This window comes from Thermostichus vulcanus str. 'Rupite' (genome assembly GCF_022848905.1).
Classification (GTDB): Bacteria; Cyanobacteriota; Cyanobacteriia; order Thermostichales; family Thermostichaceae; genus Thermostichus; species Thermostichus vulcanus_A.
Genome location: NZ_JAFIRA010000017.1, coordinates 1 through 21,102 on the forward strand (window position 1 = coordinate 1; position 21,102 = coordinate 21,102).

Annotated in this window: 26 protein-coding genes and 1 tRNA gene; 19 read left to right on the plus strand and 8 right to left on the minus strand. The window is 56.9% G+C overall.

Annotated elements, in window-relative coordinates; translation table 11 throughout:
* Positions 1–144 precede the first annotated feature (144 nt).
* Together JX360_RS08100 and JX360_RS08105 are read right to left on the minus strand one after the other, a co-directional pair.
* Positions 145–630, minus strand: a complete 486-nt coding sequence (locus JX360_RS08100; RefSeq protein ID WP_244350150.1) for an urease accessory protein UreE — start codon at positions 628–630, stop codon at positions 145–147.
* Complete coding sequence (locus JX360_RS08105) at positions 630–974, minus strand: hypothetical protein (RefSeq protein WP_244350151.1); 345 nt, start codon at positions 972–974, stop codon at positions 630–632. Before JX360_RS08105 ends, JX360_RS08100 begins: the two co-directional genes overlap by 1 nt.
* 27 nt (positions 975–1,001) lie before the next feature.
* Here JX360_RS08105 and JX360_RS08110 point away from each other — a divergent pair, with 27 nt between their 5' ends.
* The 3 genes from JX360_RS08110 to JX360_RS08120 are packed head-to-tail and all read left to right on the plus strand — an operon-like array spanning position 1,002 to position 3,060.
* Positions 1,002–1,328 carry a phasin family protein gene (locus tag JX360_RS08110; protein WP_244350152.1) on the plus strand — a complete coding sequence of 109 codons (327 nt, stop codon included), beginning with the start codon at positions 1,002–1,004 and terminating at the stop codon, positions 1,326–1,328.
* A gap of 40 nt (positions 1,329–1,368) precedes the next feature.
* Positions 1,369–1,983 (plus strand): 3-isopropylmalate dehydratase small subunit, encoded by a 615-nt coding sequence (leuD, locus tag JX360_RS08115; protein ID WP_244350153.1) that lies wholly within the window; start codon positions 1,369–1,371, stop codon positions 1,981–1,983.
* A 6-nt stretch (positions 1,984–1,989) separates the two neighbouring features.
* Positions 1,990–3,060 carry an SAM-dependent methyltransferase gene (locus JX360_RS08120; protein ID WP_244350154.1) on the plus strand — a complete coding sequence of 357 codons (1,071 nt, stop codon included), beginning with the start codon at positions 1,990–1,992 and terminating at the stop codon, positions 3,058–3,060.
* 11 nt (positions 3,061–3,071) lie between these two features.
* Here the strand turns inward: JX360_RS08120 and JX360_RS08125 are convergent, their stop codons facing one another.
* A complete protein-coding gene (locus tag JX360_RS08125; protein WP_244350155.1) occupies positions 3,072–3,266 on the minus strand; it encodes a hypothetical protein in 195 nt (64 codons plus the stop codon).
* Between the two features lie 122 nt (positions 3,267–3,388).
* Between JX360_RS08125 and JX360_RS08130 the strand changes: the two genes are divergently transcribed.
* The 9 genes from JX360_RS08130 (at position 3,389) to JX360_RS08170 (ending at position 9,232) form a co-directional block, all read left to right on the plus strand.
* Positions 3,389–3,637, plus strand: a complete 249-nt coding sequence (locus JX360_RS08130) for a hypothetical protein (protein WP_244350156.1) — start codon at positions 3,389–3,391, stop codon at positions 3,635–3,637.
* 105 nt (positions 3,638–3,742) lie between these two features.
* Positions 3,743–4,156: an NfeD family protein gene (locus JX360_RS08135; RefSeq protein ID WP_244350157.1), complete on the plus strand. Its 414-nt coding sequence runs from the start codon at positions 3,743–3,745 to the stop codon at positions 4,154–4,156.
* 88 nt (positions 4,157–4,244) lie between these two features.
* A tRNA-Pro gene (locus tag JX360_RS08140) sits at positions 4,245–4,318 on the plus strand.
* A 37-nt stretch (positions 4,319–4,355) separates the two neighbouring features.
* A complete protein-coding gene (locus tag JX360_RS08145) occupies positions 4,356–4,532 on the plus strand; it encodes a hypothetical protein (RefSeq protein WP_244350158.1) in 177 nt (58 codons plus the stop codon).
* Positions 4,533–4,813: 281 nt separating this feature from the next.
* Positions 4,814–5,119, plus strand: coding sequence for a 30S ribosomal protein S14 (rpsN, locus tag JX360_RS08150; protein WP_244350159.1), 306 nt, complete (start codon positions 4,814–4,816; stop codon positions 5,117–5,119).
* 41 nt (positions 5,120–5,160) lie between these two features.
* Complete coding sequence (locus tag JX360_RS08155) at positions 5,161–5,793, plus strand: ribonuclease D (protein WP_244350160.1); 633 nt, start codon at positions 5,161–5,163, stop codon at positions 5,791–5,793.
* A 324-nt stretch (positions 5,794–6,117) separates the two neighbouring features.
* Positions 6,118–6,951 carry an ABC transporter ATP-binding protein gene (locus JX360_RS08160; protein ID WP_244350161.1) on the plus strand — a complete coding sequence of 278 codons (834 nt, stop codon included), beginning with the start codon at positions 6,118–6,120 and terminating at the stop codon, positions 6,949–6,951.
* 66 nt (positions 6,952–7,017) lie between these two features.
* Positions 7,018–7,791 carry an ABC transporter permease gene (locus tag JX360_RS08165; RefSeq protein ID WP_244350162.1) on the plus strand — a complete coding sequence of 258 codons (774 nt, stop codon included), beginning with the start codon at positions 7,018–7,020 and terminating at the stop codon, positions 7,789–7,791.
* Positions 7,792–8,059: 268 nt separating this feature from the next.
* Entirely contained in the window at positions 8,060–9,232 is a 1,173-nt protein-coding gene (locus JX360_RS08170; protein WP_244350163.1) for an RNA-guided endonuclease TnpB family protein, read from the plus strand.
* Positions 9,233–9,340: 108 nt separating this feature from the next.
* Here the strand turns inward: JX360_RS08170 and JX360_RS08175 are convergent, their stop codons facing one another.
* The 4 genes from JX360_RS08175 to JX360_RS08190 form a co-directional block, all read right to left on the minus strand.
* A complete protein-coding gene (locus JX360_RS08175; protein ID WP_244350164.1) occupies positions 9,341–10,297 on the minus strand; it encodes an energy-coupling factor transporter transmembrane component T family protein in 957 nt (318 codons plus the stop codon).
* 61 nt (positions 10,298–10,358) lie between these two features.
* Positions 10,359–12,434, minus strand: a complete 2,076-nt coding sequence (locus tag JX360_RS08180; protein ID WP_244350165.1) for an SH3 domain-containing protein — start codon at positions 12,432–12,434, stop codon at positions 10,359–10,361.
* A 267-nt stretch (positions 12,435–12,701) separates the two neighbouring features.
* The gene (locus JX360_RS08185) at positions 12,702–13,196 is read right to left on the minus strand and encodes a DUF427 domain-containing protein (RefSeq protein WP_244350166.1); all 495 of its coding nucleotides are present in this window, start codon (positions 13,194–13,196) and stop codon (positions 12,702–12,704) included.
* A gap of 31 nt (positions 13,197–13,227) precedes the next feature.
* Complete coding sequence (locus tag JX360_RS08190; RefSeq protein ID WP_244350167.1) at positions 13,228–13,968, minus strand: Crp/Fnr family transcriptional regulator; 741 nt, start codon at positions 13,966–13,968, stop codon at positions 13,228–13,230.
* A 309-nt stretch (positions 13,969–14,277) separates the two neighbouring features.
* Between JX360_RS08190 and JX360_RS08195 the strand changes: the two genes are divergently transcribed.
* The 5 genes from JX360_RS08195 to JX360_RS08215 are packed head-to-tail and all read left to right on the plus strand — an operon-like array spanning position 14,278 to position 17,814.
* On the plus strand, positions 14,278–14,940 hold the full coding sequence (locus tag JX360_RS08195; protein ID WP_244350168.1) for a sigma-70 family RNA polymerase sigma factor: 663 nt from the start codon (positions 14,278–14,280) through the stop codon (positions 14,938–14,940).
* A complete protein-coding gene (locus JX360_RS08200; protein ID WP_244350169.1) occupies positions 14,937–15,518 on the plus strand; it encodes an anti-sigma factor family protein in 582 nt (193 codons plus the stop codon). The genes JX360_RS08195 and JX360_RS08200 overlap by 4 nt, the downstream gene beginning before the upstream one ends.
* A gap of 2 nt (positions 15,519–15,520) precedes the next feature.
* Positions 15,521–16,273, plus strand: coding sequence for a hypothetical protein (locus JX360_RS08205; RefSeq protein WP_244350170.1), 753 nt, complete (start codon positions 15,521–15,523; stop codon positions 16,271–16,273).
* A 60-nt stretch (positions 16,274–16,333) separates the two neighbouring features.
* On the plus strand, positions 16,334–16,648 hold the full coding sequence (locus tag JX360_RS08210) for a DUF3181 family protein (protein WP_244350171.1): 315 nt from the start codon (positions 16,334–16,336) through the stop codon (positions 16,646–16,648).
* A gap of 8 nt (positions 16,649–16,656) precedes the next feature.
* Entirely contained in the window at positions 16,657–17,814 is a 1,158-nt protein-coding gene (locus tag JX360_RS08215) for an S-layer homology domain-containing protein (RefSeq protein WP_244350172.1), read from the plus strand.
* Between the two features lie 73 nt (positions 17,815–17,887).
* On the opposite strand, the gene JX360_RS08220 is transcribed toward JX360_RS08215, so the two are convergent.
* Positions 17,888–18,856: a S1C family serine protease gene (locus JX360_RS08220; RefSeq protein WP_244350173.1), complete on the minus strand. Its 969-nt coding sequence runs from the start codon at positions 18,854–18,856 to the stop codon at positions 17,888–17,890.
* 190 nt (positions 18,857–19,046) lie between these two features.
* Here JX360_RS08220 and JX360_RS08225 point away from each other — a divergent pair, with 190 nt between their 5' ends.
* The gene (locus JX360_RS08225; protein ID WP_244350174.1) at positions 19,047–19,616 is read left to right on the plus strand and encodes a photosystem I assembly protein Ycf4; all 570 of its coding nucleotides are present in this window, start codon (positions 19,047–19,049) and stop codon (positions 19,614–19,616) included.
* A 298-nt stretch (positions 19,617–19,914) separates the two neighbouring features.
* Positions 19,915–21,096 (plus strand): ABC transporter substrate-binding protein, encoded by a 1,182-nt coding sequence (locus tag JX360_RS08230; RefSeq protein WP_425244375.1) that lies wholly within the window; start codon positions 19,915–19,917, stop codon positions 21,094–21,096.
* The last annotated feature ends 6 nt before the right edge of the window (positions 21,097–21,102 follow it).

Below are 21,102 nucleotides of genomic sequence, written 5' to 3' on the forward strand. Positions count from 1 at the left end.
GCTTGAGTGTGGTGGTGACCCGTTTCATGGGGACTATTGTATGTACTATTTCTGTTGCTGAATAAATTCAGCCTGTGCGCTTATATCCCCCGGTTGGAAACCGGGGGCTTTACGCTGTTTTTCGTAAAGACTCAAGCTCGAAGATCAATGGCTATGGGCTAGTAAGTTTGGCTCAAATGCATGCAGCACCGACTGAAACGGGATCCCCATATGGGCCAACCAATCCCGCAGGGGATCATCCGCCAGCAACAGGATCTGCCCCTGCGGGGAAATTTGTGCCGGTCGATGCCAATTGCCCATTTGATGTAGAACCTGTCCCATTTGCATCACGTTCTCCGGTTGGATCAAAAGTACAGGCTCCGCTTGGGCCTTGACCCGAATTTGTCGCTGTGCATCAGCATAGAGCAGATCGCCATCCCGAAGATGGGTGCCACGGGGCAGCATCAACCGGAGCTCAGTGCCCCGATCGCTGACCAACCGTTGTCGGGAACGCTGCCGGTCATGCCAAGTGAGGGTGACCACCTCAAGGCTAAGCGGGATCCCACCTGGAGGCTCATCCAGTAGTTGTAGCACCGTGATGACCGGGGGATCCTTGGCTGCGGTTGAGGGGGTGTTGGGTTCTTCCGCCATCAAAGGGCCTCCAGATAGTGGCTGAGGTCTTCCCGCAGACGAGACAATTCCACCTCCGTAGACAGACGCAGTAATTGGGTTTTCAAAGTTACCAACACTTTGGCTGCATGGGGGCTAGGCCAGATGTTGGGGTTACAAAATACCTCTAGATGCAGATCTTCGGCACGATGGCAAAATTCCACGGGGGGTTGGGGTTGCCGCTGAGTATTCCCTGAATTGAGCTTGAGGCGCTCTAAAATAGTTTGCAGTGCCTCCCGCAACTGCAAGGAAGCCTCAGGGGAAAGGGAAAAACTGGCTGACCCAGTTGCGAAGTTGAGGACAAACTGAGGAGAATAGGTAGTCATGGAGGCCCGTGCAGCGGGAGGGCAGCATTGGATAACAACAGTATCTTACGTCAGCTCCTGCTGATGGGGGTGGGTACAACCACCCTGGTGGCGGAGCAATTGAAGAAGGCCGCTGACGATTTGGTGCAGAAGGGGCAGCTCAACCCAGAAGAGGCATCCAATGTGATTAACAGCCTGCTTAACCAGGTGAAGTTGGAACAGGGCAACGTGGAGTCCTACGTCCAGCGGCAGGTGCGCAACGTCTTGCAGGATTTGGGGGTGCCGCGCCAATCGGAAATGGACGAACTGCGGGGGCGACTGGATCGGTTGGAGCGACAAGTGCGCAATTTGGAAAATCAGGTTTACCGTAAGTAAATCTTTAAGTCTTCCGGGTTCAAGGTTGAGATTCATCCACATGCCGAGCGAAGTTTTGACCATCACTGGCCGAGGGATCCCGCTTCCGGGCAATGATATCGACACGGATCGGATCATCCCTGCCCGCTTCTTGAAGTGCGTTACTTTTGATGGCTTGGGTCAGCATGTCTTCGCGGACGACCGCGCCCAGAAGCAAGGACAGCACCCCTTTGATCAACCTCAGTACCAAGGGGCCCAGATTTTGGTGGTGAATGCTAACTTTGGCTGTGGTTCCAGTCGGGAACATGCGCCCCAAGCAATTGCCAAATGGGGGATCCGCGCTATTCTGGGGGAAAGTTTTGCCGAGATTTTCTTCGGCAATTGTCTGGCAATGGGGCTCCCCTGTGTAACCGTCAGCCCGGAGGTGGCCCAAACCCTGCAAACGGCGATTGCCGCCCACCCACAGTTGCAGCTCAGCCTGGATTTGTTGGCCAAGCAAGTCAGCTGGGAGAGCCATACAGCCCCTGTGGACTTGCCCGAGGGATCCCGGCAAATGCTGGTACAAGGCACCTGGGATGCGACGGGCCAATTGTTGGCAGCTCAAGATCGTATCAAACAAGTGGCCGCCTCTTTGCCCTATATGCGTTGGCCCGCCCCGGGATTCACAGCCCGTTAAAAACCCTTGAGAACCCTACCCGACACCCATACTTGGCTGGGCACTGCCAACCCGGAGTTCCTGGAGCTGGCGATCCGAGAAATTGAAGCGGCGGATGCGGAAGCTGCTGTCCACAGGCTGGAGAGCGCACCCGGTCTGGTGTGGGTGTGTAGCCAACGCTCTTTTGCCGCTCTTGCCCAAGATTGGCAGGTGGCGCCCCCGATTTTCCTGCGCCATATCTGCCCCGTTCACCAGGAGTACTACTGCTCAAAGGGATCCCTGACTCTGCCCCAACTGAGCCTAAACGATGAAGTATTGAAAAGCCTGGATCCTGCGCTGACTTTTTCCGTGCAGACGCGCCTGTTTGGGGAGCTGAATCTCAAGCCGTTTCAGGTGAACCAAGCTTTGGCAGAGCAGGTGATCTCAGCTACAGGGTCTCCCCTAGAGGTCAAAGATCCCCAGCAAATTCTCTCGGTCCTGATCCTGGCTTTGGCGGATGGGATCCGGGTATTCATCGGTCTATCCAAAGCAGCGCAAAACCTCTCCAATTGGGCGGGTGGGATCCACCGTTTCCGACGGGATCCGGGGCAAATCAGCCGGGCGGAATTTAAGCTGCTCGAGGCCCTACAGGTGTTTCGGGTGCCGATGGTAAGGGGAGGCCGAGCTTTGGATTTGGGGGCGGCACCAGGGGGATGGACGCGAGTATTGCGACAGTATGGCCAAGAGGTTACGGCGGTGGATCCGGCGGAGTTGGATGGACGCCTAGCTCAGGATCCGGGTATTCATCATCGTCGCCTCAGCGCCCAAGCCTATTTGGCCCGTCATCCTGGCCAGTTTCACCTTATCCTCAACGATATGCGCATGGATGGGTGCGACTCGGCCCGGTTGATGGTGGCGTTTGCCCCCCATCTGGAGCCTGCGGGAGCTGGGGTGATGACCTTGAAGCTACCGGGTCACTGCCGCCTGCAGGTTCTTCAACAAGCCCTGGGCATTTTGCAGGGCACTTTCCCCGTTGTGAAAGCCCGACAACTCTTTCACAACCGCAGTGAGGTCACCCTCTACCTACGAAAAGAGAGCCCTGCCTCTTCCAGCTCTTAACCCCATCCCCCTCAGTCGGCCGTTTCCACCACCTGAATCTCGCGGCGCAGTACCATCTGGCGAATGGAATCGAGTAACTGCGCTTCTTCAGGGGAGACTTTGCCATCAGCTCGGATGGCGGTCACAATTTGATCCATTTCCAGACGGGTGAGCTTTTTGTCTTCCAAGGCCCGATCCACCAGCTCTTGCAGTTGTGAGAACTCCATGTTTCGGATGCTCCTCTGTGACTTCACTTAGGCTAAACGCCCCGGCAAGGATCCAGCTCAAGTGCAAGATTCTCTTCAGGTATTCTTAGAAGGGAGAGGAAGCGTATTCGGGAGAGGACGTTATGGCTGGCTCGGATCCCAGTAGCATCGGTGCTGCCCCGGCGGGGCATGACTGTGCCACGCTTTGCAGAGATGGATGTATCCTGGGCGAGGCTTGTCCACACCGGGAAGCCGCTCGTCAGGCGGTTGCCTTTGTCATGAGCACCGACTGGGATACGTTGATGAATATTGCCGAAACCAAGAACCTACCCCCGGAAGAATCGGATCCCCTCAAGGTTTTGGATAACTATTTCCCCGGCTCTCAACCCTAAATCAGATCCCATCAACTCATGCCATCGGGATCCTAGCAGAGCGGATCCCTGCCAAGAATAGGGGGGTTTTGGGCCATACTGGATGCAGTGGGATCCCTGGATGCTATGGTTCTGCCCTGGATCATCATCGGATTGGTTTTAATTGCAGCTGAATTGTTTTTGCCGGAATTGGTAGCTGGGTCTGTGGGCTTGGCGGCTCTTCTGGCAGGACTTTTGGCTTATCTGGGGCTGCCGATCTGGGTACAGTTTTCCGCCTGGATTGGCGTGTCGATTGTGTTTATCATCCTCAGCCGCCGATTGGTGCCGCATGGATCGGCTCAACTAGAAGAGTCCCGGGAGGCCCGGGCAGTAACCGCTATCCCAGCGGGTGAGCGGGGCCGTGTATCTTATCTCGGATCCACCTGGAATGCCAAGTGCAGCATCCCCACCCTGGAAATTCAAGCGGGGCAAGATCTATACGTGGTGGAACGACAAGGCAATACCTTGATCGTGATGCCGGCCAAGATGCTGAACTCCTAAACCCAAAATCAGTCTTGTTTTCGGCTGCAATGCCCCCAATCCCATGTACACCAACGGCGGGAATCTGTCATAATCGCAAGAGTCAAGCCGGGATGTAGCGCAGCTTGGTAGCGCATCTGCTTTGGGAGCAGAGGGCCGCAGGTTCAAATCCTGTCATCCCGATCACAGTACGCTCACGAACCCAAATGGAGTCTGTTGCATGGTTCAGTTGGGGGCACGTCAGCGGAATGAAGCGCTTCCCAAGTCTTTCATGGTTACAGACTTCGTGGAGCGCTACGGAGACAACGCCCGCTATGAACTGATCGATAGAGAGCTAACCGATTTGGAGCCAACTGGTGTTCATGAAGAAAGAGGTTGCTGGGTTCATCGGGCGTAAGCTCAATGTTGCTATTGACCAGCAGCATGCTCCTTATGGGATTCCTTTCCGCTGTTTGATTAGGCTGTTGAGCACTGAAACTGCCTTTCGGCCTGACCTGGTTGTTCTGGATCAAAATCAGTTAGCGCAAGAACCTTATGAGCAAGCCACCTGGACTGGATAAGATCAAGCGGTTCTCTTAAAGGGGACTTGGATTGGCTTTGGGTCGGGATCCCCTTGCCTGAACCGTGAGGTTCTCGTTATCCTGGTAAAGCTGAAAAATCCGGGGAAGCAAGTGAACCGTGGCTAAAAAGAGCATGATCGAGCGGGAGAAGAAGCGCCAACGCTTGGTCGATAAGTATCGGGAAAAACGCCAACAACTGAAGGCGGAGATGGCCAATCCAGAGATCGATCAGGCCACACGCATGGAGCTGCACGCCCAGCTGCAAAAACTCCCTCGGGCCAGTTCTCGCACCCGTCTGCGCAATCGCTGCTGGCAAACGGGCCGTCCGCGTGGCTATTTCCGAGATTTTGGCCTCTCCCGCAACAGCCTACGGGAGATGGCTCACAGGGGGTTGCTACCCGGTGTGGTCAAGTCCAGCTGGTAAGATCCAAAACTTGCGATTGAATGAGCACTGAGGGATCCCGCGTGGGCCTACAGCCTTTTCAAGTTTGTGATGAGGATCTCTCTGCTGAGGTTCTAGAGGCACTTGCTGGCGAAACCCGATTGGCAGTAGATACTGAAACCATGGGCTTGATCCCGCAACGGGACAGGCTCTGTGTTGTGCAAATTGCCAATGCCTCTGATGAGGTGGTGCTGCTGCGGCTGAGTCGCGGGGTCCGGCAAGCCCCTCGCTTGGCCCAGTTGATGACGGATCCCGGCATTGAAAAGATCTTCCACTATGCCCGTTTTGATCTGGGTATGCTGTTGTATCATCTCGGGATCCCGGTTTGGCCGGTGTTTTGCACCAAAATTGCTAGCAAACTGGCCCGCACCTACACCAACAAGCACGGCCTTAAGGAAGTGGTGCATGAGCTATGTGGGGTGGAGCTAAACAAAACGGCCCAAAGCTCGGACTGGGGATCCGTACAGGCTCTCTCTGCTGAGCAACTGGAGTATGCTGCCAACGATGTCCGGTATTTGATCCCGGTTCGGGATAAGCTAGCCCTCATGTTGCAACGGGAAGAGCGCTGGGACTTGGCACAGCGTTGTTTTCAACACTTACCCACGCTGGTGGATCTGGACTTGATGGGCTTTAGCAACATCTTCGAACATCAGTAGCCCCACTCCACAGCACTGTTCGGCAGTCAGAGGCCCGTGGGGTTTCCAGTAGGTACGGGGCCTGAACCGTGATGAATCTCTGCTCTGTTCTCACTTTTTCTCTGCGATAGATGAATCTCAAGGGATCCCTCTCAAACCGGCTCATCTCCGCTGCCGGAAAATGGGCAGGGTTGGGGGAGTGTAAGGTATCAGGTAACACAGTTAGCTGCTGCTCTCTCTGGTGTAGTGATGGCAGGACTGGCCCTAAAAGATTAAGAGACTAAGCCTTTTCTGTCCTGTGCTTTTGTGCAAACACCCGGAGTTGAGTCGATGTTGGAGTCTCAGATGGTTGCCCAAGATCCGTCATCCCCTCCCAGCACCCGCCATGGGATCCCGGGTCAGCCCGTTCTGGAATTTCGTCATGTCTCGCTGCAATACCCCGGTAAAGGAGCTCCCGTCACCATCATTCGGGATCTCAACTTTTCTGTGGAGCACTCTGAGTTTGTCTCCATCGTCGGCCCTAGTGGCTGTGGCAAAACGTCGCTGCTGAAAATGGTTTCGGGTTTGAATACCAACCACGGTGGCACCATCTACTTTCAATCGCAACCGATCAATGGCCCCCTGAAAAATGTGGGTATGGCCTTTCAAAACCCGGTGCTACTGCCCTGGCGCAACACCCTAAAAAATGTGCTGCTGCCTCTGGAGGTAGTTCAGCCCCACAAGCGCACCTTCAAACAAAATCTAGCCCAGCACGAAAAATCTGCCCTCGACCTACTGGCAACCGTTGGTTTGGATGGTTTTCAAAATGCTTATCCCTGGCAACTGTCGGGTGGCATGCGACAACGGGCTTCTTTGTGTCGCGCCTTAATTCATCAGCCGGAGTTGTTGCTGTTGGATGAACCCTTTGCGGCCCTGGATGCTTTCACCCGCGAGGATATGTGGGAAATGTTGCAGCGGCTGTGGATGCACACCGCTTGTACCAGCATTTTGATCACCCACGATTTGCGAGAAGCGGTGTTCCTCTCCGACACTATTTATGTGATGGGGCCGCGCCCGAGCGAGATCATCTTTTCCCTTAAGGTAGATCTGCCCCGCCCACGTCCACTGGAGATCTGCTTGACGGATGACTTTCACCACCTGGTTTCGGAAGTGCGCAAACACATTCGCCGCAGCTACTGATCCCGGTTTTTGGGCTTTGAAGGTTCTGGATAGGTTTTGGCTTGTTGCGAACACTGGGGGATCCCAATGAAGAAATCATTCGACCAATTTCTAAATACCAAAGCGGCTTCGATCATCCTGCCCGCTGCCACCATCATCCTCAGCATTGTGCTGTGGCAGGTGGGGGTACGCCTGTTCAACGTTCCCCGCTTCATCTTGCCTGCGCCCACTGAGATCATCGCCGCCATGAACCAATGGAGCCAGGTAATTATGCGCCACTCCCTGATTACCGTGGGCTCGACGGTGCTGGCCTTTACGCTGGCTTTGGTAGGGGGAGTCCTGCTGGGATCCATCATCGGCAGTTCCCGCCTGGCCTATCTGTCTTTGTATCCGCTGCTGGTGGGCTTTAATACAATCCCAAAGGTAGCTTTGGTGCCCCTGTTGGCGATCTGGTTTGGTTTGGGCTTGATCCCAGCGGTCATTACGGCCTTTTTGTTGGCTTTTTTCCCGATAGCAGTAAATGTGGCGGTGGGGCTAGAAACAGTTGAAACGGAAATGCGGGATGTGCTGCGCTCTCTGGGGGCGAGTGCCTGGGAGATCTTTATCAAGGTGGGATTACCCCACAGTATGCCCTATCTGTTTGCCTCGCTGAAGGTCTCCATCTCTTCAGCGTTTGTGGGTTCGGTGATCTCAGAAACGGTAGCCTCTAATGGTGGCTTGGGCTATTTGATCGTCTCCGCCAGCTCCTCTTTTGATGTGCCCTTGGCCTTTGCTGGATTGATTGCCCTCGGTATTATGGGCATCTTGCTCTACACCTTCTTCGCGGCCCTAGAGAGATATGTGTTGGCTTGGCGGCAGTAGGGAGGGATCCTGGATCCCTCTGTGTCGCGTTCCCGGTCAGTGGTTGCCAGTCTTTATGGTTGCTAGCTAGCGTCTCCACCGAGAACTCGCGCCATCACGTCTGAACTCACCGGCCACCAGGGATCCCCTGTCTTCGAGTCAGTCTTCTACCGAAACCGGCGGTGTGAGGTTACGAAAAGCAGCGTAAAGCCCCCGGTTTCTAACCGGGGGATATAAGCGCACAGGCTGAATTTATTCAGCAACAGAAATAGTACATACAATAGTCCCCATGAAACGGGTCACCACCACACTCAAGCTCAAGTTTCTTGACCTCAATGTGGTCAAAGCAGAGATGTTCGACCAGACGGTTTGTGCGACAACCGAACTGGCAAACGAACTGCTCCGCATCAGTCCGAAGGAACGAAAAGCATTGACAACCGCCAAAGTGGTGACACCACTCAAGTCGGCCCTCTCCAACCAGGTGATTCGTGTCCTGAAGGGGAAAGCCGGCCAGCGGGTCAAACACTTCAAAGTGTTCTGGCCAGAGGTCAACAACCAAAACTGGAAGCTGCACAAAATAGGCAGCACCTACTCAGTGAGCTTCCCCACAATTCAGGGTGACAAGCGGGTTCCCCTTGAGGTTAGCAGTTCCTACTATGCCGAGCGTCTTGAGCGCATCCTGGCCGAGCAGGATTGTGAACGGGGAACCTTGAAGCTGATGCAAATACGTGGGGTTTGGTATGCTGTTCTATCTATCACTTGGGAAGTTCCCGAAGTGAGCAGCACGGAGCGGCTGGGTGTTGACCGGGGGCAGAACCGTTTGGCGGTGGCGGCCACCCGTTGGGGTCGGGCGGTGTTTTTTGGGGGTGGAGAGGTAGCCTATCGTCGTCGTCGTTTCCAGAAGCGTCGCGCCCAGTTGCAGCAGGCGGGTAAATACCGAGCACTCAAGCGACTGGAGCGCAAAGAAGCCCGTTGGATGAGGGCGGTCAACCACACCGTTAGCCGTCGCATTGTGCGGTTTGCCAATGCGGTAAATGCAGATGTGTGGATGGAAGACCTCTCAGGTATCCGCCAATCCAGACAGAGCCAGAAGGCTCGCTCTGATGCCGGTAAGTCACGGCACACCTGGTCGTACTACGACCTAGAGCGGAAGGTTGCCTACAAGCTGGAGATGGCGGGTAGGACGCTGCATAAACGTCCTGCTGCCTACACATCCAAAACCGACCACAGGACAGGATTGATTGGGAAAAGGAGTGGGCATTTGTTCACCGGGCAGGACGGGTATTGCTGTGACGCGGACTGGAATGCCGCAATAAACATTGCTCGGTGGGACGGATTTTCGTGTCCTTTGAGTCTAAAAGAAGCCCTGCCCGTAATAGGCAGGGTCGGCTCAGGGGATGGGGTAGTTGGCAATCCCCTGAACTCCATGAATACCTTGCAGTCTAAGGTTGCAAGGGGCTAGAAGGGAGAATCCCCCGGTTTCTAACCGGGGGAGTGTCAAATTTCATCAGGTCACTAAAGCCAGATCCGAGCCAGCCTCTTGTTAGATTGTTAGACATTCATGCTTTACCTAAACCCGACTGAAGCCCACTATCCGTACCAACCAAAATAAGGGCAGGAGAGCCAGCATCCAGCGATCCAGCCGCCGCAGTTGCAGGGCGTGCCAGCGCAGCGGGTGATCTGGGCCTGTTAAGCCCCGTGCCTGCATCGCCGTAGCCGTCTGTTCGGCCCGCAACAGCAGATTCTCAAAAAACCGTTCCACTAGCGCCATTAAGGTTTGGATCCCGCCCCGGAAACTCAGGGCTCCCCAGCGTACATCCCGTGTTTGCACCGCCCGCACCAAGTTTTGCACCTCCTCCATCACCAGAGGCAGAAAGCGCAAGGCCAACGTTAGGGTGAGGATCACCTCCGCAATCGGTAAGCCCCAACCTTTCAGAGGCTGCAACAGTCGCCCGATCCCTTCCGTAATCTCTTCGGAGGCAGTGGTGAGCAAAAACAAGTTGGTGGCATAGAGCAGCGTGAACATGAGTGTGCCCAGCCGCAGCGCTACTGACAAAGAACGGCGGGAGATCTGAAATGTTCGCCCCAGTAAGGAGAAATGAACCAAACGATAGCGGTAGGGAGCCGGCCATCGGCGAGTTTGGGCCATCCACACTCGGGTTGCCTCTTCTGGTTCAGAACTGGGGATCCCGGTCAACCCATAGCCCACCACCTGCACATCCTGTCGTTGCGGCTGCGGCGAAACCCCCAACCCATCCGGCGCCAAGCTCGTAATCCCAAAGGTGAGCAGGCTCAAGACCAGCACAAACGAGAGCTGGCGTGACCAGACCCGCCGCGGCAAGCGGGCCACGGCTGTCAGCACCAACAGGGCCACCACCACGGCTAGGCGCCAGACATTACTGGCCAGGATTGGGCTGAGCAATACACTCAGCAGCCAGAACAGCTTGACGCGCGGATCGAGGCGATGCAGCCAAGTTCGAGGTTCTTCTAGATAAACCCCAAGCGGGGCATTGCGCAGAATATCCACAAGAGCAAAAAGGGGTATTACCTATCCCCGCGAGAGGAGCAGAACCTGAGCCACAGACCCATCAGGGTCGTTCCACCAAACGAGTGGTACCGGATTGTGCGGCAATCCAGCCGCCGGGAGCCCCATCCCGCTCAATGCGCAACCACACGGGAACCTGTCCTTCTCCAGACTGTACCTCCACCACCCGCAGCAGAGCTTGACGGGGGGCAGCCCCAACAATGGCTCCCGTCAGGCTAGGTTGCTGGCGAATGTTGATGCCATCATTCGAGATGACCCGCACCTGTTGCACCCCCTGCCATTCGGCTAGGGGGCCAGTCAATTCTGGCTCCGGCGGCGGAGTCGGTTCTGGCTGGGCAGAGTCGTTAATGGCAACCGGGGGCTCATCCAGTTGCACCTGCGGCTGTTCAATTGGCGGTGCTGGGGGTGGGGTGAATAGGCCCCGTAACATCTGCCAAATCACGATCAAAGAAATGATGCCAATGCTCACCACCCCGGCAAGGCGAACCCCAGCAGGAATGGCAGGGCGATAGGGATCCCCACCGCCAGCGCGACCACGGTTTCTTCTCGGCCCAGAGCGGTTGCGGCGGTGACCCTCCAAGTCATAGGACTCCGTCCCGCTAACGCGAAAGGAGGCACGACTGCGGGCTGGGGGAATCTCAGGTTCATCTGAATAGGGATGACCTTCCAACCCGTCTGCACTCGGATAGGTGGGCAAATCCGCCATCCGAGGGGTGTTTAGAGGGGTGGTAGGTGGTGACAGAGCTCCCCCCCGTTGTAAGGGACTTGGGGGGCGATTCAACTCCTGCGTTTGTTCCGTAACCCGCGGGCCAACCATAGCGGGTAAATGGGGCTGAGGTGGGCTGGGGGATTGGGGAGACAACATCCCAGGGATCCCTTCCAGGGGGTCTTCACGGCTGGGCATCTCATCCAGGTAAGCCTGAACCTGAGGGTTGTCGAAGTAGGCTTGCAGAGTGGCTTGAGCGGTTTCCAAATCCCGAAATTCCGGGAAGACTTCCACTTCAAACCACTTTTCCGTAAAGCGGCACAGCCCCGGCAGTTGGTCAGGGGATCCGGCGGAGTGCTCTTCAATAAACTGCAACGCCTCTTCCTCTTGGGCTGATTGTAGATGCTGTAGGGCTTCCTCGGTGCGACCCAGCAACAGGCTGCAGATGGCTTGTTCTAGATGGACATCCTGCCGCTGCGCCAGCCGAGTCAGGTAGCCACGGGCTCGCCTGACCAGAGCAGGGCGATTGTCTAGGTAGCCACCCGCCAGCAACACCTGCGCCGCCAAGTAGGTCGCCACCATGGAGGGCCGCTCAGCCTCCCGCTCAAACAATTCCTGTTGCTCCTTGAGGGTGAGCTGACGGCGCACCCGTTGGATAAAGCGCAGAAAATCTTCGGTGCTGAGGCCGGAGCCATCCTGGCCAGTACCCTCAATGCCGCGTCGTTCATCCAACATGGCCTTGAGGAGGGAGAGTCCCTGTTGCCGCAACAGAGCCGGATCCTCTAAGGATCCCTTGCTGGCTTCAGCAAGGGTGCTCTGCACCGCTGCGCGATCGGGTTCGTGGCTGAGAAGTTGCAAAACGCGATAGGGGCGCAGCTTGCCCAGATCCACCCGGATCTCCGCTTGCATTTGTGGAAACGCCTGGTATTCCTCTAGCTCTGCCAAACCGGCCTGCAGAGAAAGGGCAGCCTCTTCATAGGATCCCTGCTGCCAGGCTTCTCGCCCCAACTCCAAACGACCAATGGCCCGCGACAAAATCGCATCGAAACGGGCGGGGTGCCCCTGATCCAACATCGCTTGCGCCAAATCCAAGGCGGCTTGATACTCACCGGATTCACAGTGCAAACAGAGCACTCCGGGCAGCAGTGACTCTTCCACCGTCAAAGTGGGATCCGCCGGAGTGAGGTGTTCATCGTAGTTGCGTCTTGCCTCTGGGTTGAGCAGCACAGCCGCTGCTTCTTGGATCAACTGGGCTCGACTCTCCACCGCCTCAGGCGAGAACTGCAATAACCAAGAACGCTCTCCTGGCTTGAGTTCGAGCCGTTCCTGATAAGCTTGCTCAATCTGATGCTCATCTGCCCGTGCCGACAGCATCAAAACCCGATAGTAGTCGAGGGCCACCCGCACCGTCATGGTCTTTGTCTGCTCTCCTGTTGAATCACCGGAAGCTTGTCCTCTCCTTTCGTGTGCCCCAACGTTCAGGACACCCCATAGCAACCTGCAAGACTCCGTTTCTGTGCGGCAGCCCTAAGTGGGTTGAATAACCCTTAGCGGGATCCCTTGGTTGAGGACAACTCACCCGAATCAGATTTACTTTAGTCCTTTTCCTCGGCAAAAGGGATCCCCTCCCTTAGAATCGGTATTTCGACTGAGGCTCCCAGATGGGGATCAACTCTGGGCTTACCAACCCCAACTGCCCGGCCCGCCCTTGAAAGGGCCCACCACTTTGGCGGTGATCCAGCCGCCGTAAAAACCCCCCGGTTGCGGCTGCACGAGTTCTCCCTCTACCCGGCACTCCTGCATCCGGCCCGGATAGAAGGCGAGGTAGTCGCGGATGGGTAAAAACGCTGGGCTGGGATCCGGGTAGCTCCAGGCCGCATCGACCGCGGTTTGGGAGCCGACCTGTACCGTCCAATAGCGGGCGGATCCCTTAAACTCGCAGAAGGAGGTGCGCGGGCTGGGCTGGAGGTACTGCAGTTGAATATCGGCGGGAGGAATGTAGTACACCGGCGGGTGACTGGTTTCCAAAACCCGATAGCAGCTTTGGCTTTTGGCAATCCGCTGATCGTTAAAGATCACTTCCACCCATTCTGAGGTGGGTTCTAGGCGGGGTGGGCGCGGATAATCCCAGACGGATTCCTGTCCGGGTTGTGGAGGAATGGGTTGGGGGCGCATGACCGGTTTGTGAAAATTCTTAGGAAACCCTCTACAGCAGGCGGGTGGCTTCCACCAGCTTGGCATACTGCACCAATAGCAGGGATTGTTGGTCTGGCAATAGCTTCACAACCCCCTGCCGAATAAAGCGATCTAACACCGCCGTTGCCGCCTCGAGGCTAACTTGGCTAATATCCGCCAAATCCTGTAGGGGTGGGTGAAAGATGCGTACCCCCTGAGGGGTTTTCTCTCCGAAGGCTTCCCCCAGTTGCACCAGCGTATGGACTAGGCGCACCGGTGGGCTTTGCTGGCTGAGATCCGCCTGCAGGTTGGTCAGGCGCAGGCGGCGGGAGAGGCTAATGGCCAGTTGATAACACAATTGCGGCTCTTGGATCATCAATTCACTGAAAATCGCAGCCGGGATCCCGGCTACCCGCACCGTTGTTAGGGCCAGGACATCCCGAGAGCGGGGGGCTTCATCCAAAACCGCCATTTCCCCCACCCAGGAGCCTGGCCCCAAAATAGCGAGGGTTTTGGAGTTATCCTGCACGGACTCTCCATCGCGTACCCGCACCGCTCGTCGCACCTTCGCCCAACCGGAAAGCATCAGATAAACAACACTGCCCCAGGCATCTTGCATGAACAGGGCTTGTCCTGCTGAGACCTCCCGCAACTTCACCTGGGATCCCAGCCATTGCAGAGAGGCCGCCGAGATTTGTGCCAACATCGGCACCGCTTTTAGCTCGGCAAGAACAGCAGCCAATGAGGTGGAAACAGGAGAATTAGCAGTCATGCGGTAGTAGCTTCCAGACCCGGGGCAAGCTCACTGTAGCCCAGTTGCCAAGCCAAGGGCTATCCTGCAAAAGTGCACTTAGTGGGTCAGCCTGTAGTCTCGCAGCTTGTGCCAAGATCCGGGAGGGAATCGTCTTGTCCAGGTGGTCTTGTCCGTATAATCCCGTGGCCATTGCTCCTGAGCCTGCCTTAGCTGTTCGAGGGAGGTTCCGGAACTGGGGGAACCCCTACTCTCCCATTTCGTCCAAGAAACAGAGGTTCTGCCCAGGAGGGGATCCCTCTGCTGTTGCTTCTCACCCCATGAATGCCTATGAATGCTGCCCTCAGCGAAATCAGTTGCCAGCCTTGGTCGGTTTTGGTGACGAGCGTGCCTGTGCGGCCCGAAAAGCTGACTGATTTGGATCTGGTGCTGCTTTGTCAGCAGGGATCCCAGCCCCACCGCGAGGCTTTTGCAGAGCTGATGCGTCGCTATCAAGGGCATGTGGATAAGGTGCTTTATCATCTGGCACCCGACTGGCATGACCGGCACGATTTGGCTCAGGAAGTGTGGATTCGTGCCTATCGCCACCTGAAGCGACTGCAGGAACCCGTTAAATTCCGCAGCTGGCTGGGTCGAATCGCCACCAACCTTTTTTACGACGAACTGCGCAAGCGCAAGCGGCAACAACAGCCTCTCTCCCTCGATGCCCCGATTCAAATGCGGGATAGCGAGATGGAATGGGAACTCCCCAGCGAGAGCCCCAGTCCCCACGACCACCTCACCACCTGTGAGTTTTACGAGCAATTGCACCAAGCGGTCAGGGATCTCCCTCAAGCCTTTCGCCAAACCATCCTGCTGCGGGAGATTCAGGGTATGGCCTACGAGGAGATTGCCGAAATTACAGGCGTATCTCTGGGTACAGTCAAGTCTCGCATTGCTCGTGCCCGCGCCCGTTTGCAATCCACCCTGAAACCTTATCTAGATGGTGAATGAACATGTTTCGCGGCAACTTTAACCCTAACCGGGGGGATCCCCCGCTTGATTCGCCCCCAGAGTTACCGGCAGTGGACAAACGCTTTGAGCAGTTGAGCGCCTATCTGGATGGGGAATTGTCGACCCAAGAGGCTCGACAGGTGGAGGATTGGCTGGCAACCGATGCACAAGGGCGGCAACTGTATAGCCAGCTGGCCGCTTTGCAGGCGGGGTTGGCTAACCTGGAAGTGCCGACGATGGACAGCACCGAAACGGAGATGCTGATCAGCCGCGTTTTCGACAAATTGGATCAGGCTCCGGTGGTTCATCTGGGCTGGGGATCCCGGCAGCGGCGGCGTCATAACCCTTGGGGCCAAGTGGCAGCAGCCCTGCTGGTATTGGCAGGGGCGGGCTGGGCGGGTTGGCGTTGGTACCACCCACAGCCGTTGGTATCGCTGGAGGAGCCGCCGGTGCGGGTGGCGATTGTGCCGGCTTCTGCCCGGGTGGCGCAACGCTACCTCTTCGAGCCGGGGTATAAGCAAGACGCTTACTCGATTTTGTTTGAAGTGGCTTCCACAGGTGGAGCTGAGGTGCCCTAAGGATGACCCAGACAGGTGGTGTGGCAAGACGGGTTCGCTGGGCTTGGGGCTTGGGGGTATGCCTGGGTCTGTACAGCCTGGGTGCTGGGAATGTGCAGGCCCAGCTCAACTCCAACACGCGCCACTCGACCCACGGGATCCCGACTTCTGAAGCAAGCCCATCCCCGTTACAGCCCCACTTGCCCTCTGTAAAGGACTCTTCAGAGGACTCAGAGCAATCGGAATCCTCTCTTGAGGCTCAGGAACCCGGATCCGAATCCACCCCTCCCCCCAACGATCTACCTTTTCCAGGGCGATTACCTCGCCTCACCACCCCCATGGCTCGCCCGCAAACTCCTACCCCAGAGCGGTGGCAGCCTGCGTTGCCCAGTGCAGAGGCGGAGTTGTTCCCCTTCTCCCGGTTTCCGCTCCTCGAAAAGCTGGATCCACCCCCTCCGACGTTGGCGGATCTGGGTATTCACCTGGATCGCTTGGCCCTGTTGCCGGATGCAGATCTGGCAGAACAAATGGATGTGGAATTTAGCCAACAGCTAGCCCGCCTCAACGCACAAATCGCTGACAAACAGGAGCGCCTCTATCGCCTTCTACAAGACTGGAGCTCCAGCGAAGCTGACCTCCGCCAGATTCAGGCCCAACTGAGCGAATTGCGCACCGAACGGGATCGCTTAGCCCTAGAACACCTGCTGATGCTGCGGCAGCTGCAAGACAGCTTTGCCCTACCCTTGCCCAACCGCTCTGCTGCTAGCTCCCCATAAGCCCAGGTTATGCTGTGACTGTGGGCAAATCCGAACACCAAAAGACAACGGAGCTGAGCGATGGCCACAATGCCCAGCAACCTAGAAATTGAGCAATTGGCTGCCACCATTGGCGCAGAAGTTTACATGGATGTAGCCCGCTGGCACCTCTACCTGCGGGATGCCAATTTGCACATACTTTTGGCAGAACGGCTGGCTCCACAGGTGATGGCCGGTAAGGTAGATGAGGCAGCTGTGACCCAGGTATTGCAAGGGATCCCAGTGAAGCTGGGGGGTGGGCGTAAAGAATTGCCTCTAGCGGATCTGCTGCCGATGCAAAGTCTACTCAACTTGCTGGATGTGCTGGAGGACTTTAGCCGCAAATGGGCCCAATGAAAAATAAAGTGTTAAACCATCTGTTAGATTATCAGCCCAGCCGATTTCAACGTAAGGGCTGCCGCTGGCTCCGGCTCAGTGGTGTGCTCTCCCTAATCGGTCTGCTATCGGCCTGTCAGGGTACCGAGTGGGGAGAGCAACTGGGGCGGGTGGTTCAGCCGGCCGTGCCAGCGGCATCTCCTGCGACCTCAACACCTCAACTCTCGTCCAGCCCAACCCCACTTCCTTCTCCTGGCCTGTCCAGCCCTCAGCCCACTGGGGTGGCCACAGTCTCCCCCTCCCCTCCCCTCTCCCCAGAAAGCAGCGGTCGTTTTGTCGATCTGGAGGCGGGATCCTTGGTGGCCCGTTCCGTGAACAGGTTGGATCAATTGGGGGTGTTTGCCGATCTGACTGGCAACGAATTTCAGCCACAGCGCAGCATCCGTCGCGGCGAATTTGCCCGCTGGTTGGTGCTGGCCAACAATGCCATTCATGCCGATGAGCCGAGCCGCCAGATCCGTCTCGGATCCGCATCAGAGCGCCCGATCTTTTTGGATGTTCCGGAAGAGGATCCCCATTTTCGCTACATTCAAGCCCTAGGAGCCGCTGGCTTGATCGACGGCGATGCCCATCAGGAGTTTCGCCCCAATAGTCTGTTGTCGCGGGCTGAGCTGATCCGCATGAAGGCACCCCTGGATCTGCCCCCCGGCCAGGTGAAGGGATCCCGGCAGGAATTGGAAGAAGGGTGGGGTTTTACGGATGTCGCCCAAATCCCTGCCGAAGCCGTTGCCCCCTTGGTGGCGGATCGCAGCCTCAACAATGCCTCGACAGTGTTGCGCACCTTTGGCCCGATTCGCACCTTCAACCCCTTCGAGCCGGTCAGCCGGGGAGAAGCAGCCATTGCTCTGTCGGCCTTTGGGGAACGAACTGCTCAAGACGCCGTACTGCAGACCCCAGCCCCCTCCTTGCCAGATCCCACTCCCGAGCAAGAATCGCCAGAATCCTCAGAATCCGAGTCAGAACCCGAGCCCTCCCCCCCTCCAGCAGAGCCGGAGCAGACGGCTGACCCTGAGCCTGACCCAAGCCCGGATCCCACCCCTGCAGAACGGGCGACAAACCCGGCGCGTCCTAGCCCTCCAGAAGCGGCTCCAGGGGAAATCATCACCCCCAGTGAATCCCAACCTTAGTGAACTCCAGTGAACTCCCTGGGTGAGCCATCCATCCGGATCTCATCCGGATGGATCTGGACATCACCCCTTCTCAAAACTGCACTGGGATCTCCGCCAGTTGCCGCCCACGCCCAATCGTCAGCCGAGCCGATCGAGGTCGAGTATCCAGATAATCCAGCAACTGTTCCAAATTGGCCAAACGGCGACCATTCAGCCCCACCAGGCGATCCCCCGGTTGTAGGCCGATTCGGCTGGCCAGGGATCCCGTTTGTACCTCTTGGATCACCAGTGTTTGGGGATCTACCGCCACCCCCAAGCGCGGCCCGGTTGGCTGGCTAGCAACCAGGGGAGCATTGTTCAGGTTTTGGGCAATGAAGGCTTGTGCAACGGTAGCACTGGTGGCAAAGCCAATTCCCAGATTTCCCCGTCCAGAGGTAAGAATCGCCTTGTTGACACCGATCAATTCGCCACGGGAGTTCAGCAAAGGCCCGCCGGAGTTGCCGGGGTTAATGGCGGCATCCGTTTGCAAATCGCCATTGGGGGCAATGCGGCTGAGAATGCCGGTAGTCAGGGTTCCTGATAGGCCGAAAGGGCTACCAATGGCATACACCTGCTGGCCAACGCGAATGCCAGACTCTGAAGCCAAGGGCACCGTGGGAAAAGTCGCGCCGCCCGTGTCCCGCAAGCGCACCAGAGCCAAGTCATTGAGCCGATCCACCGCGATTACATCACCTGTGTAGGTAGACCCGTCGGCTGTGCGCACCTGTACCTGCCCATTGCGGGATCCTCTCACCACATGTTCATTGGTCAGGATTAAGCCCTCAGGACGGATAAACGTGCCCGATCCAGTGCCACGACCGTTGCCAATGGTCACCACTGCCGGACTGGCTGCCTGGTAAACATCGATGCTGGTCTGTTCTTCGCGGTTAAATTGGGTGGGCAACACTTCGATCGGATTGGCATCAACCCGTAGCCCCAGCAGGCCGAGGGTGAGCAAACCCACCGAGAACCAGCGGGAAAAGCGAAGAGAAACAGGGGAGGAAAGAACGCTCTTGCTCATGGTCACACGGATGAGGAAGGAACAGAAGCCTTCTTTTAGCTTGGCAGACAAATTGCTCCTTTAGGAGCCTCGCGAAGCTGTCTTGGCTGTCGGCTTGGGGAAGGTTAAGCTACGGCTGAGCGCAATTCTGTGAGGGAGGGCCACTGCGGCTTAAGATGAAAAAACCGGAAAGCCTGTAGGGATCCCGCCCGTGTCCACAACTGTTCCCGAAACCCGTTCTGCTGATGTGCTGCGTTACACCGTAATCGGATCGCGGCGGGCCAGCGTTTATTTTTGGGCAGTGGCCTTGACGGGGGGTGGGTTGGGCTTCACCTTGGCAGGACTCTCCAGTTATTTTCACCAAAACCTGCTGCCGTTTTCGGATCCAGCGGCCTTGGTGTTCATTCCCCAGGGCATTGCCATGCTTTTTTACGGGGTGCTCGGATCCCTGGCGGGGCTGTACCAATGGTTGAGTTTGTACTGGAACCTGGGGGGCGGCTACAACGAATTCGACCGTCAGGCCCAAAAGGTAACCTTGGTGCGGCAAGGCTTTCCGGGAAAAAACCGTGAGGTGCGCCTAGAGTATGATTTTGCCGATGTGCAGAGCCTGCGGGTGGAACTGAGGGAAGGACTCAACCCCCGTCGGGCCATCTACTTGCGGGTGAAAGGGCGTGGGGATATCCCCCTCACGGGAGTGGGTCAGCCACCCCCCCTAGCCGAGATCGAAAACCAAGCGGCAGAAATCGCCCGCTTCCTCAATGTCAACCTAGAAGGCATCTAGGCTCTCCATAATGCAAGTATAGTAGTTTACGGGCTTGATTGATCCATTGATCCGTAGACTCTTGCTCGCAGACTCTTGAAGAAGCAGCGGTGAAGGGCGTTCTGCTGCCCAGTTCTACCGGGATCCCCCTGGGGAAAACCCTGCGGGAAGTTGAATATTGTTTTCGAAGGGGCAGAATCCTCCCGGAAGAATGATCTACCCTTAAACCAGCTCGGTCTTTGCCTGGGAGAAGTCTGTGATCGCCAACCTCAACCCATTACCCCCCCTACGGGCCAAATTACGGCCAGTGCCACCCCGCCTGTGGTTACGCCTGGGGTTAACCCTCCTGCTCGCGCTGGGCTTGGCTCTGCTGGCCGTGTTGCTCACCCCCTATTCCGCTCATGCAGCCCGTGGTCCCCTGTATCGATTGGGCCGTCCAGAAGGAGCTGTTTCGATTGTGGCGTGGGCGGGCTATATCGAACGGGGCGAAACGGATCCCGCCTACGACTGGGTGACCGGCTTTGAGCAAGAGACCGGCTGTAAGGTCAGCGTTAAAGTGGCGGCAACCTCCGATGAGATGGTGGCCCTGATGAACGAGGGGGGCTTTGACCTGGTGACCGCCTCTGGGGATGCCACCCTGCGGCTGATCAAAGGGGAACGGGTGCAACAAATCAATCCGCGCCTCATCCCCAGTTGGGACACGATTGACCCACGCCTGCAGAATGCCCCCTGGCATACCGTGGAGGGCAAACACTACGGTGTTCCCTACCAATGGGGATCCAATGTGCTGATGTACAATACGCAAGCCTTTCGAGAACCGCCCACCAGTTGGGATGTGGTGTTTGAAGAGAAAATGCTGGCGGATGGCAAATCCAACAAAGGTCGCATTCAAGCCTACGACGGGCCGATTTATATTGCCGATGCCGCCCTTTACCTGAAGGCCCACCGACCGGAGCTGGGCATCACGGATCCCTACGAGCTGACCCGCGAGCAATTTGATGCCGCCCTGGATCTGTTACGGCAACAACGGCAACTGATTGGTCGCTACTGGCACGACGCGGCGGTGCAGGTGGACGACTTTGTCAACGAAGGGGTAGTGGCCTCTGGGTCTTGGCCCTTCCAGGTGAACCTGTTGCAGTACGAGGGACAGCCCATTGCTAGCGTGATTCCGGAAGAGGGAGCCACCGGTTGGTCAGATACCACCATGCTCAGCTCTACGGCCAAACATCCCAACTGCGCCTACCTGTGGATGGAGCATTCCTTAAACCCGAAAGTGCAGGGGGATTTGGCGGCTTGGTTTGGTTCGGTGCCGGTGGTGCCTGCGGCTTGTCAGGCGAGCGAGCTACTAGGGCCGGAGGGATGCCAAACCAATGGCATTGATAACTTTGAAAAAATCTCTTTTTGGAAAACTCCAGTGGCCGACTGTGGCGATGGCCGGATGGACTGTGTGCCCTACTACGAATGGGTCACCAACTACATCGGCGTGATTGGGGGGCGCTGATGGGTC